The organism is Actinomyces sp. zg-332 (genome assembly GCF_011751945.2).
GTDB lineage: Bacteria > Actinomycetota > Actinomycetes > Actinomycetales > Actinomycetaceae > ZJ293.
This window is the reverse complement of record NZ_CP064951.1, coordinates 1,238,855-1,255,330: the sequence shown is the minus strand read 5'-3', so window position 1 is coordinate 1,255,330 and position 16,476 is coordinate 1,238,855. Positions and strand designations below refer to the sequence as shown.

The 16,476-nt window shown below is 34.7% G+C and carries 11 protein-coding genes and 1 other RNA gene; 11 read left to right on the top strand and 1 reads right to left on the bottom strand.

All coding sequences use genetic code 11. The features are described from left to right. Nucleotides 1–140: 140 nt before the first annotated feature. The 6 genes from prfB (at nt 141) to HCQ94_RS05100 (ending at nt 5,280) form a co-directional block, all read left to right on the top strand. Nucleotides 141–1,247 (top strand): peptide chain release factor 2, encoded by a 1,107-nt coding sequence (prfB, locus tag HCQ94_RS05125; RefSeq protein ID WP_166978573.1) that lies wholly within the window; start codon nt 141–143, stop codon nt 1,245–1,247. Nucleotides 1,248–1,445: 198 nt separating this feature from the next. Beyond that, entirely contained in the window at nt 1,446–2,135 is a 690-nt protein-coding gene (gene ftsE, locus HCQ94_RS05120; protein WP_166978575.1) for a cell division ATP-binding protein FtsE, read from the top strand. Nucleotides 2,136–2,158: 23 nt separating this feature from the next. Next, nucleotides 2,159–3,073: a permease-like cell division protein FtsX gene (ftsX, locus tag HCQ94_RS05115; RefSeq protein WP_166978577.1), complete on the top strand. Its 915-nt coding sequence runs from the start codon at nt 2,159–2,161 to the stop codon at nt 3,071–3,073. A gap of 174 nt (nt 3,074–3,247) precedes the next feature. Next, nucleotides 3,248–3,763, top strand: a complete 516-nt coding sequence (gene smpB, locus HCQ94_RS05110; RefSeq protein WP_232525757.1) for an SsrA-binding protein SmpB — start codon at nt 3,248–3,250, stop codon at nt 3,761–3,763. A gap of 24 nt (nt 3,764–3,787) precedes the next feature. Continuing rightward, nucleotides 3,788–4,166, top strand: a transfer-messenger RNA (tmRNA) gene (gene ssrA, locus HCQ94_RS05105). An 889-nt stretch (nt 4,167–5,055) separates the two neighbouring features. Further along, the gene (locus HCQ94_RS05100; RefSeq protein WP_166982410.1) at nt 5,056–5,280 is read left to right on the top strand and encodes a hypothetical protein; all 225 of its coding nucleotides are present in this window, start codon (nt 5,056–5,058) and stop codon (nt 5,278–5,280) included. Nucleotides 5,281–5,908: 628 nt separating this feature from the next. On the opposite strand, the gene HCQ94_RS05095 is transcribed toward HCQ94_RS05100, so the two are convergent. After that, nucleotides 5,909–8,386, bottom strand: coding sequence for a coiled-coil domain-containing protein (locus HCQ94_RS05095; protein ID WP_166978581.1), 2,478 nt, complete (start codon nt 8,384–8,386; stop codon nt 5,909–5,911). 984 nt (nt 8,387–9,370) lie between these two features. On the opposite strand from HCQ94_RS05095, the gene HCQ94_RS05090 reads away from it, so the two are divergent. The 5 genes from HCQ94_RS05090 to HCQ94_RS05070 all read left to right on the top strand — a co-directional run bounded on the left by HCQ94_RS05090 (nt 9,371) and on the right by HCQ94_RS05070 (nt 16,467). After that, nucleotides 9,371–11,842 (top strand): YhgE/Pip domain-containing protein, encoded by a 2,472-nt coding sequence (locus HCQ94_RS05090; RefSeq protein WP_166982407.1) that lies wholly within the window; start codon nt 9,371–9,373, stop codon nt 11,840–11,842. A gap of 235 nt (nt 11,843–12,077) precedes the next feature. Then, on the top strand, nt 12,078–12,866 hold the full coding sequence (locus HCQ94_RS05085) for a sulfite exporter TauE/SafE family protein (protein WP_166982405.1): 789 nt from the start codon (nt 12,078–12,080) through the stop codon (nt 12,864–12,866). Nucleotides 12,867–13,279: 413 nt separating this feature from the next. Beyond that, on the top strand, nt 13,280–14,116 hold the full coding sequence (locus HCQ94_RS05080; protein WP_166978587.1) for an SAM hydrolase/SAM-dependent halogenase family protein: 837 nt from the start codon (nt 13,280–13,282) through the stop codon (nt 14,114–14,116). A 40-nt stretch (nt 14,117–14,156) separates the two neighbouring features. Further along, nucleotides 14,157–14,732, top strand: a complete 576-nt coding sequence (locus tag HCQ94_RS05075; RefSeq protein ID WP_166978604.1) for an ECF-type riboflavin transporter substrate-binding protein — start codon at nt 14,157–14,159, stop codon at nt 14,730–14,732. After that, the gene (locus tag HCQ94_RS05070) at nt 14,719–16,467 is read left to right on the top strand and encodes an ABC transporter ATP-binding protein (RefSeq protein WP_166982403.1); all 1,749 of its coding nucleotides are present in this window, start codon (nt 14,719–14,721) and stop codon (nt 16,465–16,467) included. The genes HCQ94_RS05075 and HCQ94_RS05070 overlap by 14 nt, the downstream gene beginning before the upstream one ends. Nucleotides 16,468–16,476: the final 9 nt, after the last annotated feature.

Genomic DNA, 16,476 nt, shown 5'->3' with positions numbered 1-16,476 from the left:
AAAAAGTAAAGTTTCGGGATAAAACGGGATAAAACTGTGGAAAATAAACACAATATGCGTAAAAGACGCTGTCTTACCCCACAAAATAGCTAAAAAGATATAAAATATCATTGGAATAATAAACGAGTTGAAACAAAAATATGGAATATTTATTTGAAATACAAAGACTTGAACAAGTTTTAAAATCAATTGAGGCTGTGAAAGATCCTGAAGATCTTAAAGCCAAAGTTAAAGAATTAACTGTGCAAGCAGCCGAACCTACTTTGTGGGATAACCCCGAGAAAGCACAGGAAGTAACTTCTAAATTATCACGTGTGCAATCAGAACTAGACCGTTTAGAATCAATGCGTACACGTTTAGAAGACATCGAAGCATTACTTGAAATAGCTGAAGAAGAAAACGATAGTCAATTATTTGAAGATGTAGTTAGTGAAATTAAAAGCTTGGATACTGATTTGTCTGATTTAGAGATTCGCACTCTTTTATCTGGAGAATACGATGAGCGTGAAGCTGTGGTGACAATTAGGTCTGGAGCCGGTGGTGTTGATGCTGCTGATTTCGCGCAAATGCTTTTGAGAATGTATATTAGGTGGGCTGAACGCAATAACTATCCTGTGAAAATTTTGGACACATCTTATGCTGAAGAAGCTGGAATAAAATCTGCTACTTTTGAAGTTAAAGCTCCATTTGCTTACGGTACATTATCAGTTGAAGCTGGCACTCATAGGCTTGTTAGAATATCACCTTTTGATAATCAAGGTAGGAGACATACTTCTTTTGCAGCTGTTGAAGTAATTCCTCTCATTGAACAAACTGACCATGTTGAGATTCCTGAAACAGAAATTAAAGTTGATGTTTTCAGATCATCAGGACCTGGTGGACAATCAGTGAATACAACAGATTCAGCTGTTCGAATGACACACATCCCAACAGGTATAGTTGTCTCAATGCAAAACGAGAAGTCTCAGATACAAAATAGGGCTGCTGCTCTTAGGGTTTTGCAGTCACGTTTGCTGTTGCTTAGACGTGAGCAAGAAGCAGCTGAGAAGAAAGCTTTGGCTGGGGATGTGAAAGCTAGTTGGGGAGACCAAATGCGTTCTTATGTTTTGCAACCTTTCCAAATGGTGAAAGATTTACGTACTGACCATGAATCTGGAAATACCACAGCTGTTTTTGACGGCGAAATTGATGATTTCATTAGTGCTGGTATCAAATGGCGTAAACAAAATTCCTTAAAAACACTATAATTATTTACTAGGGATTTAGATATAAACTAGCTTAGAGATTTGAAGTATTAGCGCTGTGAAATAAATTGTGTGAAAAATTGTTCTATAATACGGAAATAATGTAAAACACGCATTCATAGATTCGTAGAGTATTAGTTGAATTAGAGTAAAGTGGAGTAAGGCTTGTAAATAGGCTATTCGTCTAGAAATGAGATGAGAATGATTAAACTCGAGCATATAACAAAAATTTATAAAAGAGGTGCACGTCCAGCATTAGATGAGGTCTCTTTAGAAATCAATGAAAATGAGTTTGTGTTTCTAGTGGGTGCCTCAGGTTCAGGTAAATCAACTTTCTTAAGTCTTGTGTTGAGTGAGGAACGTCCTACAACTGGAAGAATCTTTGTTTTAGGGCATGACTTGACGCAGATGTCTAGACGTAAAGTTCCTTATTTTAGACGAGAAGTTGGCACAGTTTTTCAAGATTTCCGTTTGTTAAGCAATAAAACAGTTTTTGAAAATGTAGCTATAGCTCAACAGGTTATCGGTGTACCACGTAAACAAATACATGTTAATGTTCATGAAGTATTAGATTTAGTTGGTTTATCAGGTAAGGAAAACCGTCTGCCACACGAGTTATCTGGTGGTGAACAGCAACGTGTAGCTATTGCTCGAGCAATGATTAATAAGCCTAAGTTACTATTAGCTGATGAGCCTACAGGTAACTTGGATCCTACGACTTCTCTAGGAATTATGCGTTTGCTTGATCGTATTAACCGTAAAGGTACAACAGTTGTTATGGCAACTCACGATGACGAAATAGTTGACCAGATGCGTAAGCGTGTAATTGAACTAGAAGCTGGTAAAATTATTCGTGATCAGGCACGTGGCGTATATGGTGTTAGTAGATAGAACAGGATAGTCAGAGGTAAATAATGCGTTTCAAGTTTGTAGCTTCACAGGTATGGCAAGGCTTAAAAAGTAACATTTCTATGACTATTGCTGTCATATTAGTAACATTTATTTCTTTGCTATTCGTAGGTTCTGCTGCTTTATTACAGATGCAGATTAACAATATTCGTGACGAATGGTATGACAAGGTTGAAATTACTGTTTCAATGTGTGTTGAGGGAGATCCAAGTACTACTTGTAATGGTAAAGAGGCCACGGAAAAGCAAATCAAAGATGTTGGGAATATTTTGAATTCTCAGGATTTAAAACCGTTCGTTAAGAAAGTTTATTTTGAAGACAAAGAACAAGCTTTTAAGAATTTCAAGAAAACTTTAGGTAATACTGCTTTGGGACAAGGAACAACAGCGGATATGCTTCCTGTTTCTTATAGGATTAAGCTCGTGAACCCTGAAGAATACAAGGTTATTCAAGATAAGCTTTCCAATCATGCTGGTGTTCAGTCGATAATTGACCAAAAGAAAATTTTGCAGCCTTTGTTCACTATGCTTAATGCTGGTACCGTTTTGTCTTTGGGTGTTGCTGGTGTTATGGTTTTTGTTGCTATTTTGCTTATTACAACAACTATTAAGCTATCAGCGATGTCTAGGCGTAAAGAAACATCTATTATGCGTTTTGTTGGGGCTTCAAACTTTTTCATTCAGTTACCGTTCATGCTTGAAGGTGCAATCTCTGCACTAATAGGGGCTTTATTCGCTGTTGTATCGTTGTTTACGGGTGTTTATTTCTTAATCGATGGCTGGTTAAAAGTTTCTTTCCCACTTGTAAACTTTGTGACTTTGACTGATGTTTTGATAGTGTCGCCTTTGCTGATTTTGGCAGCAATTGTCTTAGCTGGTATATCATCGGTTGTTTCTTTGGGACGTTACACAAAGATTTAAGTAGTTTTTATTTTTATATGTTCTCGTAAGTTTTCTGATAGTTTATTGGATAGCTTACGGGAACTTTTTTACCTTTCAGGGGAATTACTTAAAGATTTATTGTTTTTACGCAGTAAATTTGTTATCCTAAAAAGCTGAGTTTTATATGGAAAGGGAGGGTAGCAAGTGGCTAAAATGTCTACAGTTAGAAAAATGACTGCTGCTGAAAAAGCTAAGCAACAAGCTGATGCTAAACACGTTGTTGCCAGAAACAAGCGAGCTTTCCATGACTATCATATCGAAGATAAGATTGAAGCTGGACTAGTTTTGACTGGTACAGAAGTGAAAGCTTTACGGGCAGGACGTGCTAGCTTGTCTGAATCTTGGGTGGAAATAGATAGACTCGAAGCTTGGGTGCAGGGGGCTAACATTCCAGAGTATTCTCATGGTACTTGGACTAATCATGCACCTAAACGTAAAAGGAAACTTCTTTTACATAAAAAAGAAATAGCTAAACTTTCTATGAAAGTACAAGCAAAAGGGTATACTATTGTACCTATAGAGCTTTATTTCATTCGAGGCAGAGCAAAGTTAGAAATAGCTTTGGCTCGTGGTAAGCAAGAATGGGATAAGAGACAAGCTTTGCGATTGAAACAAGATAATCGTGAAGCAGCTAAAGCTATGAAAGATTTCGCGAGAACTCGTGGATAATTTTATGCTTTTGTGAACTAAATAGGGGATGATCGGTTTCGACGGTGGGTAGTGATCCAGGGGAAGCGGGTCGAGGATGAGGTTCATCTCGTAAACGCTATCTCGAAAAAATAAGTGCAAAGAATACACGCACTGATTTCGCACTTGCAGCTTAATTTATAGCAAGGTTTTAGAAGCGAATCCGTCATACTATGACTGCTTCCATCATAGATACATGGCGTCGACTTAGGGAGCCACTGGGGTTGTAACTTGTTTTCGGTTACCGCTCGACTTTTAGAAAACTGAGCTTGAAGCATCTAGCCTAGGTGAATGTGAAAGCTGAGAAATTATAAGCTAGGATGCACCCGGAGAAGTCCTGGGGGTTGCTTATCGGACCGGGGTTCAATTCCCCGCATCTCCACAAAATTGACGCTCTGACTTAGTTTTATACCGAGTCGGAGCGTTTTTAGTTTTTATAAGTTGCTGGTTGATTTTGGCAGTGGTAGTTTAGGATAAGACTATATAGTAGCGAACCTTCTTATTCCATAGGTTGTGTTTAATTAGTTGGTTTTGTGAGTAAATTTTTAGAGACTGAGTTTAGATGTTTGTGTGTTTTTAGATGTGGATGTTTGATGTTGCTTTAGAAGGTTTAGTTTAAGTATTTGTATTTTAGTTGGTTAGTTTTTGGATAAGTGCTGTTCTGCGAGTTTGTAATGACAGGTGTTTTAGCTACTTGATTGTGGCTGTATTGGTGTTTTAGTTCCCTTTAGCACAGACTTTTAGTAATCGTTTTGCTTTGGCTGGGAATAGCGAGTTTAGTGGTGATATGTGTTTTGAGGGGAGTAATACGTGATTTTCTTATTTTTGAAAATAGGTTTAGCTGAGTTATCTAGATATTTTCCGATAGTTTTATGAGCTTAGTATTATAGGAAAACTTTATATAATTTGTTTGTTCTCGCTAAACTGCTTTGATTTTTCTACTTAATGTTTGTGTTTTGTTGGTAAATAGGTGTTTGAGTATTTGTTTATTAGGAAAAAGGGCTCGGACTCAATATGAGGCTGTGTGTTCTCATATATAACGCTAACAAAAAATAACAGAAATATAAAATTTCTTTTGATTTCTGGTAGATAATTTCTATTTTGTAATCTTTTGTTTATAATTCGTAAAGTTTTTAACAATTTTGAAAAATCTTTACTTTTTGTTTAAGTTTTTATTTTCAAAATTTTTACTTAATGCTATATTTCCTATACGTTTATTGTTTGTATTGGTGCCTTATATAAGGAACCGTGCTTTTATTAGATAGGGAAATATTATGGGAAATGTACTTTCTCCTACTGTGCTAGATATAGTTTGGGGTAGTATATTTTTACTTTCATTTACCCTTATGATTGTGGCATTTGTTTCACTTTTATGTGAAAGAAATGTTTTTAAAGACGGACTGGTTGCTACGTTTAGACTCCTAGCTATTATTTTTATTCCTATTATTGGTCCAATTTATTCTATTTACTTAGGTAAAGTTGCTAATAGAAATAATTAATTTTTATTTCATCTTTGTTCTTTTTAATAAATACCTATCGTAAAAGGGACGGGCTTGCAATTATTTAGTTATTTAGACTTATGGAATATTTATAGTATGTGTATTTTTTGAAAACACGTGAAAAGATAGAATTTACTTACCAACTTCAGATATAAACTTGATCACTTTTGCAAATGAGTGCTTAATGTGAATAATTAAACTATCTAATTTAGTTATTACTGATTGTAATTTAAATAAATATTTCTTGTTTTCTTTAAAGAATATACAAAAGACTAGAAATTTGACCCAATTAGCTGGAAAAAGTGATAAAAATTGGTGGAGTATTTTTAGTCTTATCATTTTTATTTTTAAATAATGAAATATGCTATTTAGTAATTATGGTGGGAAAAGTAAATAAATAACTGTACTTGTAGAAATAGAAAAATACAACAGTAACTCAGAAATAAAATGAGATAAGGGTAAAACTTAACAAAATAACTTGTCTAGAAAAGAAATAAAAAATGAGGGTTTTAAAATACTCGATATGAATATTCAAAACCCTCATTTTGAACGCTACTTGCAATAACTCTATGTAATAAAGGGAAAATTACATTTACATTGCAAATGCAACTAATCTATATTATGAGACCTACAGTTCGTTGTTAGTTTTATTGCGACGAGATACAAGTGCAACCCCGCCACCTACTAGTAAGCTTGCAGTTAGCAAAGACAAGCCAACAATATCGCTACCAGTAGCTGCTAAGCTAGGAACCTTACGTACAACTACTTTTTTACCTTGAGTGGTGTTTTTACCTGTAGAATTACCAGCAACATTTCCCTTATCACTTGGTTTATTCGTTTCTACTGGGGCTCCAACTGGTACGACTGAGGACATACCAGCTGCAGAGTACAAATCTCCATTTGCACTAACCACTGATGCTACATAATATCCATCTGGAACATTTCTAAACACTGTGCTTAGAGTGTTTCCGTCTACCTTAGTACGTAGAGTAGATGGATCATTACTACGTTCACCATTTGTCTTTTTAGTTAAAGCTACAATGTATTCACTTACAGGAGTTTTCTTAGCACTAGGTAACCACTTGACGTGTACATCCTTGCCTTTAACTTCAGTTTTTACATCTATTGGAGAACCTGGGCGAGCATTTTCCTTTGCAACGCGTAAATCCTCTTCAGCATTTCTCAGATTTTCTTCGGCTTTTTTGTATTCTGATGTGGCGTTATTCACATGTTCTTGAGCAAGTTGTACAGATTGCTTGCTACGTTCTAAACGTGTGTTTGCGTCACTTAATGCTGATATTGCCTGTTGTAAATCTTTTTCAGGTTTCTCAAGTGTCTCAAGATCTTTGCGAGCGCGTTCTACCTCAGCAGTCTTTTCTTTTACATTCTTTTCAGCTTCAGCAGTTTCAGTTTTCGCTGTTTCTAATTCTAATTTGGCACGTTCAATACTTTTTTCAGCATCAAGTTTTTCTTGAGAAGTCTTTTTTGCGGTTGATAAAGCATCGTTATATAACTTTTCAATTCTATCTTTATCATTTACCAATCGCTCTTCATTTTGTACATTTTGATGAGCATTTTCTGCTTCTCTTTGAAGCTTTTCTGCTTCTTTTTGTGCTTTCTTAAGCGTTTCTTCTAATGCAGCAATTTCTTTTTTATAATCTGCTTCTTTCGGAGCTAAATCATCTAGTTGTTGCTTAATCTTTTTATGAGTATCTGAAGCATTATTTAAACGATTCACATATGTTTCAAGATCTTTTATGTAATCTTCTACTGAAACTGCGTTCTCTTTAGAATCACCAAATACTTGTCCATTAACTCCACCTTGAACAGCATTCCAAGCACTAGTACATGCGAAACCCGTGCTGTAGAACTTTGAATTCATCAAATTTAGGTAGTGTTTATATAATGACGGCTTTTTTCTATTTGGGTCAGCGTCATACTCTGCTTTTTCAGAGGTATACCATGAGTTGTTTGGGTTAGTGTATGGATCTCCACTTCCCCAACTTAGGTTTTCAGCTTTTTCTTTAGAAGCATAGTTTGCTTGACCTGAAGTTCTAATTGTTTTCTTTGTCCAAGCAACATTTGCTTGTGCTTGAGCCATCTGGTCGTCGGCTACGAGCAAAGGTGGAAGATTTTTAATAGAATTTTCGGAAGAAGTACGTAAATCGTTGCCCTGTTTTATTCTTTCTAAAGCTTTTTTCATGTTCTTTAGAGAAGTGGTATCATCTTCATCGCCAGGATTTATATCGGAAGATGTTGAATTAAATTCTTTGTCTGTTAGGATCTTTACAGCACGCTTAGCGCTTTCATTATTAGGGTTTCGTTTTACTTTATCTTTGAAATATGCGATTGAACCTTGTTTTAGCATTGAAGGAGCATTTGTAGCTTCTTCTTTAGCGTTTGCTTCTTTTTCTTTAAGTTCGTTTAACTCATTTAGATACTCATTATAGTTATCTTTGCTGGTGTCTAAAAGTTTCTGTATCTTAGCAACCTCAGCAGTTTTAGCATCTAGACTATCTTTAGCTTTTTTCAGGTTTTCTTTAGCTGTTTCAAGTCTCTTTTCGGCCCCATTTAATGCTGCAAAGTCTTTTTGAATGCCTTCTAGGTTAGCTTTAGCTAAATTGTCAGCACTTGTAGCTTCTTCTAGTTTCTTTTCAGTTTCTTTAACTTTTTCTTCTGCTGGCTTTACAGATTTATTATAGGCTTCTTCTTTAACTTTTTCTGCTTCTTTTTTAGCAGCTTCTGCTTTTTGTAGTGTTTGACGAGCTGCTTCAACTTTATCTTTATCAGTAGATTGGGCTTTTGACTGTGCTTCTTCTACTTTAGCTTTAGCTTTTTCTACGTCTTTTTCAGCCTGTTTTACTTTGTTGTTAGCTTCTTCTTTTTTAGTTTCTGCATCGGATAAATCAGACTTAGTTTCTTTTAGTTTTTCTTTAGCCTTTATAACTTTTTGCTTTGCTTCTTCCAAACGAGCGTTTACATCGTTTTCTGTAGAGTCTTGTTTGGGGTCGTTAGTGGAGGTAGCTGGTGTTGCATATGCTGTAGGTGTTAGTAAGATAGTTCCGGCGACAACCATGCCTAGAATCTTCTTCTTCCGGTTATTCATTAAAGAATCCTCCCAAGTGTTTTGATAAATAGATACATATTGAATACTCAGTCTATGATTCTACCTGTTATGTTATAAAAAATACATTTGGTGTATGAGTCTCAATATTTTATATAAAAGTACTAGGTATGGATGTCTCCTTAAATAGGTGAAATCTCATTAATGGAAGTGATTAAAATATTGAACTTAAGTGAATAGTTATAATGTTTATCAAATGGTTATAGGCTGGAAAAAGTTGAAGTGCCTTGAAAAACCGGCTTTATATAACTAAAGAAAAAATTTGTCTTATCGAAAAATGTAAGTTTTTTTCTAAAAATATTTCAATACTTTTCTTTTTTGGAATGCAAAAAAGATAATGCTTTAAATGGGGTAGTTCTAAAAAATAGTGCGGAATTTTTTCTAAAATTATCTTTTGGGAATTAAAATTTCAAAATAAACGACTAATATTTCATTATGAAAGTTACAAAATGATATGCAAACGGTGGCAAAATTTATAGTATTTACTAGTTACATCAATGTTATTCCCCTTAAATGTACACTTTCTGAACTTACTGTAGTAAAAACTTTAGTCTGTAGGGCTATTTTACATGTTGTGTATTATCTAAGTTTTACTACGCTTGAGAAATGAATCTATTTTGATAATAAGTCTTAAGTAGTCGGTTTTTATAATAATAAGTTTTCAAAAAGTTGGTTATAATAGAAAGAGAATAATAATATGAGTAATTACTAATTATCTTATAAAATATTTAAATAAATTCTATTCACATTTCTAAAATTTCTAGTGCGAGTAACAGTTCTATTGAATGATTTTTATTTATCTATTATATAAAGCGAATGGAAAGAAAATAATAATACGAGTGCAAATTTTAAGATAACTAATACTGAAGTTTATTTTTCTAGAGCTTAAACGTCTTACTAGACTTACAATTGTATATAGAAAATATGAGGTTGGTTTAGATATAGATGGCGAAATTAGGATATATGATGAGTAATATAAAGAAATATTTTGACCGTAAATCTAAGTTAGCAATAGCATATACACTTATTGTACTATTGGGGTTATCGACAATACCTTTTATATATGCAGGGTTACTTACCTGGTCTAACGTTGATCCGACAGGTAATTTGAATGCTGTGCCAGCTGGTATTGTAAACGAAGATAAAGGAAGTAAAAACCCTAATTTGAAACTGGGTGAAGTGCTTACAAATAAGCTTGTACAATCAAAATCTCATAAAAACTTCCATTGGAAAAAGATGAGCGCTAAACAAGCTCAAGAAAAACTTGAAGATGGAAAAATATATGCGATATTGTGGATACCTCAAGAATTTAGCCAAAATGTTACATCAATATCTAATAAAGACATAGGAAAAGTAAAAAGGGCAGAGCTAAAAATAACAACTAGTGATGCTGTGAACATGATATCAGGAAATATTGCTTCGACCATTGCAACTACAGTTACAGATAGCTTATCTAGCCAAGTCTCTGATGAATACTTACACAATATATATACAGGTTTTTCAACAATAAATGAAAAAGTAACTAAAGCTTCAGATGGCTCCAAGCAACTATCAGATGGGCTAGTCACATTTAAAAATAGTTCCACACAACTCGTAATAGGGCTAAGAGACTTGAAATCTGGTGCTTTGAAATTAAATAATGCCATGAATCAAACTAAAACAGGAAGTGAAAAGCTTTATACTGCAGCAAATCAACTTAGTGGAGGTATTTCAAAAATAAACTCAGGAAGTGAAAAATTACAGGGAGGTCTTGCAAAGGCATATATAGGAACTACCACATTTTCCGAGTATATGAATGAGCTAAACACAAGAGCTAAATCCTTACCTTCAGCAACTAATCAGCTATCAGAAAATAGTACTTTGTTAGCAAGGGGAACTGATAACTTATATGAGGTACTAAATATTCTTAACAATAAAACTGCTGAGCTAAACTCTGGACTTAATGCATTAAATATCGGTGTAAAACAAATAAATACAAATCTAAAGAATGTGAAAACGAATGTAAACAATTTATCTACTTCAAGTATAGCAGTAACTTCGAACAGTAAATCGTTGCAAAATGAGTTAAAAGAACTAGAACAAAGATGGCATGAACTGTCAGAAGAAGAAAAATTATCTACTGTGCAGCAACTGCATGCTGATTCTTTAGAGTTACAAAGAAACATTACTAATATTGATAACGGCATAAAACAAGTAAATAGTGGGATTGAAAATATAATAGGAAAACCAACTAGTGATACTAATTCCAATGCTACGGGTATAACCGCAATATCAGAGAAAAGTGAAACTATAGCAAATGGAGTTACAACTCTAAAGTCTATAAATGAAGAAATTCTTACACAAAGCGTAAAGGTAAAAAACGGAACTCAACAACTTAGCGAAAAACTTATCGAGCTAAATACACAAGGTGCTATTTTTACAACTAGTATTAATCAGCTTGCAAATACCAGCATCACTATAAAAGAGAATATATCGCAGCTACATAAAGGTAGTGTTGACTTACAAGAAGGAACTAGAGAACTATCTGCAAAAACTCCAGAGTTTGTTAGAAGTATGGGTGCAGTTAATGATGCGATCAGCAAAATAGATGATAGTTCTGATGCTCTAGCTCAAGGTGTTATGAAAGCTACAGATGGTGGTGAAAAGCTTGTTGCTGGTGAGGAAAAACTAGTTTTGGGAGCTAAAGACTTACAAGAGGGCTTACGAAATGGAGCAAAAGAAATTCCGAAGTATTCAAAGTCAGAAATTGCAGCTCTAAGCGATGTTGCTTCTCATCCGATAGAACTCATAAAACAACGTGAATATGAAGTTGCGGGATATGGGGCTGGACTTGCACCATACTTTATGAGCATAGCCTTGTGGGTTGGTGCACTAGGATTTTTCTTGATGATGCCTGTTTATAATAAGAGACTCCTCAATAGTAAAGCATATGGTATTCGTGTAGCAGTTTTTAGTTATATACCAGCTGCGATAATGTCGTTTGTGCAATCGCTATTAATGATTATTGCTGTACATACATTTGTTGGGATTGAGTTTACAAAACTAATTCCAGGGTTCTTTATAGCATTCTTAGGGTCGCTATCATTTATGGCTATAAACCAAGCACTTGTTGGTTTATTAGGTGTGCAGGGACGTTATATTGCATTAATCTTTACTGGTTTACAGTTATCTTCAGCTGGTGCAACATATCCTATAGAAACAAGTCCTACTTTCTTTCAAGTTTTACATTCGTGGCTACCAATAACTCATGTAGTACAAGGATTTAGATCAACTATTAGTGGAAGTAGTTATGGATACAATTATGCTATTTTAGTCTTATCAATTTACATATTGGTTTCTATTTTAGTTTTAACAGCAGGAGTGCATATAAAACGCTATCTAGATGTGAAAAACCATAGATACATTATAAGAGCTAAGGTACTTGAAAAGCTTAAATGAGGTAATTTTGGTAGAGTCTAGGTACAAGTAATTCCAATATTTGTGCCTAAGCTTTTAAGTAGGTAATAGATAGATTACAAAGCTGTGTTAATTATAGTTAACATTAGCGCGAAGAAAATACAGACTTATACTTAACTTTATTTTTAGCTTATAAAATTAAATAATAGTAAAAACGTAACATGTAAAATAGAAATATTAGTAAGATAGACAATGAGAAAGTCTAGATAAAGGTATTATGATTAGTCAGCAAATGAACCGAAAACAGCTATTCTATATTCTATTAATTGGTATTGGAGTAGGATTTTTGTCTGGATTATTTGCTGTAGGCGGGGGAATGATAATAGTTCCTGCGCTAATATCTATTGTAGGATTTAGTCCACGTTTAGCAGCGGGAACGTCGCTTACAGCCATTATCCCTTTATCTCTGGTTGGGGTTATCAGCTATGCGATTGACGAAAATGTGTCTTGGAGCGCTGCAGGCTTGCTATCAGTAGGAGCAATTGTTGGTAGCCAAATAGGAACATGGTTACTTACAAAAATCTCTCAGAAAGGAATACAAATATTCTTTACCTGTTTCCTAGTGGTAATAATACTTATGATGTTCATTCATGTTCCTAATAGAAATAGTAGTTTTCAAATTAGTCTTTATGTATGTATAGCCTTAATATTTGTTGGATTTGTAGTGGGAATTTTATCTGGATTTCTAGGTATCGGCGGGGGTGGAATAATTGTGCCGATCCTAATGCTTGTATTTGGAACTTCAGACCTGCTAGCAAAAGGGACTAGCTTACTTATGATGGTATTGGCTGCTTTATCTGGGAGTGTATCTAATATGAGACGAGGAAATTTAGATCCCAAAGTTGCTTTACTAATCGGTATTCCAGCATGTATTGTCACCCCTTTGGGAACAATGGTAGCTAAATATATTTCTCCCCAAACTTCTAATCTTCTATTTGCAGGATTTCTCCTATTCATTCTTTTAAAAATGATTAGGAATATCTTGCAAACACCAAAAAGTAAATAAAAGTTTAAATCTATTTCTGTATAAGTAGTTTTTATAACATTTGTCGTAGTTAAAAGTGTGACAATACATTTGTTTTCTAGTAATTATTTAATGTTGAAATCCTATCAATTTAGATTAAAAGTATTTAAAGATTCACTGGATATAAAATAACACGCTCATACTTACATGTATTTTTAAAAAACATAGAATTTAAATTGAATATTTATATTCAATCAATAGAATAAGTTTAGTGTGTTAAATAAAATAATACATAGCTAAAAAAAGAAAATTTTACAAAATAGAATTACTCTAAACACTTTTTCTGAAAAGTATATAAAAATATTAAAAATTTTGTAAAAGTATGTTATGTTATTCTTGTTGCTACAAGGGCACATAAGTATTTTTTCAAAAGTATTTATAAGGAGCTATTACTTTTGAACGCTTTAGTATTACAATCAGATTTTGGTTATTCAGATGGCGCCGTTTCAGCAATGCAAGGTGTTGCTTTTGGTGTCGATAAAAATTTACCAATTTTCACATTAACTCACGATATTCCACCATATGATGTATGGGAAGCTTCATATCGTCTAACACAAACACTTGGATACTGGCCAGAAGGTACAGTATTTGTGTCAGTTGTTGACCCAGGGGTTGGATCAGATCGTGCTAGTGTTGTTGCTAAAACTGTTAAAGGACAATACGTTGTCACACCGGATAACGGAACTTTAACGCATCTGCATAAGACAATTGGTTTAGAGAGTGTGCGTGTAATTGATGAAGAAAAGAACCGTTTACCAGGTTCTGGACATTCATACACTTTCCATGGACGTGATATTTATGCTTTTACAGGCGCACGCCTAGCTGCAGGAATAATTGACTATGAGGGAGTAGGTCCGCTAGTTGAACCTTTTGAAATTGTTGAGCTAGAAACAGTTGAGCCAAAAATTGAACAAGGTAAACTAACTGGAACGATTGATGCCCTAGACGTTCGATATGGTTCATTATGGACAAATATCCCGCGTTTAGCTGCAATTGAAGCTGGAATAGAATATGGCGATTTAATCCAGATTCAAATTAATAACAATACGAATCCAATTCATACATCTAATCTAAAATATGTTCACTCATTTGCTGAAGTTCATGTAGGTGAGTCATTAATGTACGTGAACAGTTTGGATAATCTCGCTATTGCAATCAACCGTGGTTCATTTTCGCGAGCTTTCCAAGTAGAACATGGTCCTTCATGGAACATTTCTATAACCAAGCTCTAACTTTCAAATAAACGTTCTACTTCTTTTAAGGAGAGTTATAATGACAGACTTCTTTTTCAAAAAATCTCCAATTGTCACCACAGTAGGTACTGGTGTTGGTGCAGCTTTGTTCTTTGTCGTTGGTCGTTTCGTATCAATTCCATCTCCAATTCCTAATACTTCAATCAGCTTACAATATGCAGTACTAGCATTGTTTGCTGTTTTGTATGGTCCATTAGCTGGGTTCCTAATTGGTATCGTAGGTCACTATCTAATCGATATTTCTTCATTCGGTGCTTGGTGGTCTTGGATTCTATCATCAGCAGTATTTGGTTTGGTACTAGGTTTGCTAACTTTGAAACTAAAACTAGATAAAGACAACTTTAAGGTTCAGTCTATTGCTTGGTTTATTGTTGCTTTGGTTGCTACTAACGGTTTGTGCTGGATTCTAATCGCTCCTACATTGGATGTATTGATTTATGCTGAACCAGCAAACAAAGTATTCGTTCAAGGTTTGACATCATTTAGTGCTAACACAGTTACTTCAATCATTGTTGGCACAATTCTTGCTGTTGCATATGCAAAGACAGTAACTTCAAGTAACTCACTAACAGAATCAGTAGATGACGAAGAATAATCCAATAATTGAATGCGAAAATTTATCGTTCCAATACGATGCGCAGTCAGCTCCGACTTTACATGATGTTAATCTATCCATCTATCAGGGCGAAAAAGTCCTGATAGTTGGACAGTCGGGCTCTGGAAAATCAACACTTGCACATATTTTGAATGGTCTCATTCCTCATTACTATCAAGGAAAAGTAAGAGGCAAAGTCACAGTATGTGGTATGAATCCGACTACAACTCCGCTAAAAGTTTTAGCTGAAAAAGTTGGAACGGTTCTGCAAGACTCTGACGGACAGTTTATTGGACTAACTGTTGCCGAAGATATAGCTTTTTGTCTAGAAAATAAGAGCACTTCCATACAGGTAATGCGTGAAAAAGTTCTTGAAGCAGCTAGAAGTGTGTCAATTGAACACAAATTAGATGCTAAACCTCAAGATCTATCTGGTGGACAAAAACAAAGAGTGACTATGGCTGGTGTGCTTGTAGAAGACGTAGATGTTCTATTATTTGATGAGCCTTTAGCTAGCTTAGATCCAGCTTCTGGCAGGCAAACAATAGAGCTGATTGACAAACTACACACAGAACATAAAAAAACTGTCATAATTATTGAACATCGCCTTGAAGATGTGCTTTACAAGAATGTTGATAGAATTATTTTGTTCTCAGGTGGAAGAATTATTGCTAATGGTTCTCCTGATGAAATCATAGCTAGTAACGTTTTGACTGAACATGGCATACGTGAGCCTTTATATATAGGGGCATTGCATTTAGCAAATGAAGAGCTACCCGAAAATAAAAGGCAAGTAATATTATCTTCTGATAAACCGGCTCATATAAATACTTTCAAAGTAAAAGATGAAATAGTTGAAGTATTTAAAAATTGGGCCACACAACCCCCGCAAGAAATTACCCCAGAGAGATCTATATTAGAAGTAGAAAACTTATCGTTTGATATAGACGGCAACTACATCCTAAAAGACATTTCTTTCAAAATTTCACAAGGGGAAATGCTAGCGATATGTGGCTCTAACGGAGCAGGAAAATCGACTCTGGCTAAGCTAATTTGTGGTTTTGAAAAACTAACCACAGGTGTGATAAAACTCAGAGATAAAGATATAACTAACTCACCGATTGCTAGAAGAGGTAAAAAAATAGGGTTTGTTATACAAAATCCTAATCAGATGATCTCGAAAGTTATGATAAAAGACGAGATTAACTTGGGTCTACAGGGCATGGGACTTACTGATGAGGAACGTGAAGAACGTATAGCAAAGGCCTTGCGCATATGTGGTTTGAACCGCTTTAAGAAATGGCCAGTAAATGCTTTAAGCTATGGACAGAAAAAGCGTGTAACTATTGCCTCTATCATGGCTATACAACCAGAAGTGGTTATTTTAGATGAGCCAACTGCTGGGCAAGACTGGGCGCATTACACTGAGATTATGGACTTTTTGAAGAGTCTAAACGAGATAGGCACAACTATCATACTGATAACTCATGATATGCACCTAGCTTTGGAATACACAAACCGAGCCATAGTTATGTCTAACGGTCGAATTGTTGCTGATGATACACCAGCAAATATTTTGACTAATGAGACTATTACGAAACAAGCTGATTTAGTAACTACATCTCTTTACGATTTCGCTAAAGAACATAGTATTGAGCCAGCTAATAACTTCATTGACAACTTTATACAAAGAGATAAAGTGTGGCGTGAAAAAGTGTTGAAAAATAAAATATAAGGTACGTAA

Excerpts from the sequence above, each read along its gene's own strand:
- HCQ94_RS05100 (WP_166982410.1), top strand. The coding sequence starts at position 5,056 with ATGGGAAATGTACTTTCTCCTACTGTGCTAGATATAGTTTGGGGTAGT.
- ftsX (WP_166978577.1), top strand. The coding sequence starts at position 2,159 with ATGCGTTTCAAGTTTGTAGCTTCACAGGTATGGCAAGGCTTAAAAAGT.
- HCQ94_RS05090 (WP_166982407.1), top strand. The coding sequence starts at position 9,371 with ATGAGTAATATAAAGAAATATTTTGACCGTAAATCTAAGTTAGCAATA.
- HCQ94_RS05095 (WP_166978581.1), bottom strand. The coding sequence starts at position 8,386 with ATGAATAACCGGAAGAAGAAGATTCTAGGCATGGTTGTCGCCGGAACT.
- HCQ94_RS05085 (WP_166982405.1), top strand. The coding sequence starts at position 12,078 with ATGATTAGTCAGCAAATGAACCGAAAACAGCTATTCTATATTCTATTA.
- HCQ94_RS05075 (WP_166978604.1), top strand. The coding sequence starts at position 14,157 with ATGACAGACTTCTTTTTCAAAAAATCTCCAATTGTCACCACAGTAGGT.
- HCQ94_RS05070 (WP_166982403.1), top strand. The coding sequence starts at position 14,719 with ATGACGAAGAATAATCCAATAATTGAATGCGAAAATTTATCGTTCCAA.
- prfB (WP_166978573.1), top strand. The coding sequence starts at position 141 with ATGGAATATTTATTTGAAATACAAAGACTTGAACAAGTTTTAAAATCA.
- smpB (WP_232525757.1), top strand. The coding sequence starts at position 3,248 with ATGTCTACAGTTAGAAAAATGACTGCTGCTGAAAAAGCTAAGCAACAA.
- ftsE (WP_166978575.1), top strand. The coding sequence starts at position 1,446 with ATGATTAAACTCGAGCATATAACAAAAATTTATAAAAGAGGTGCACGT.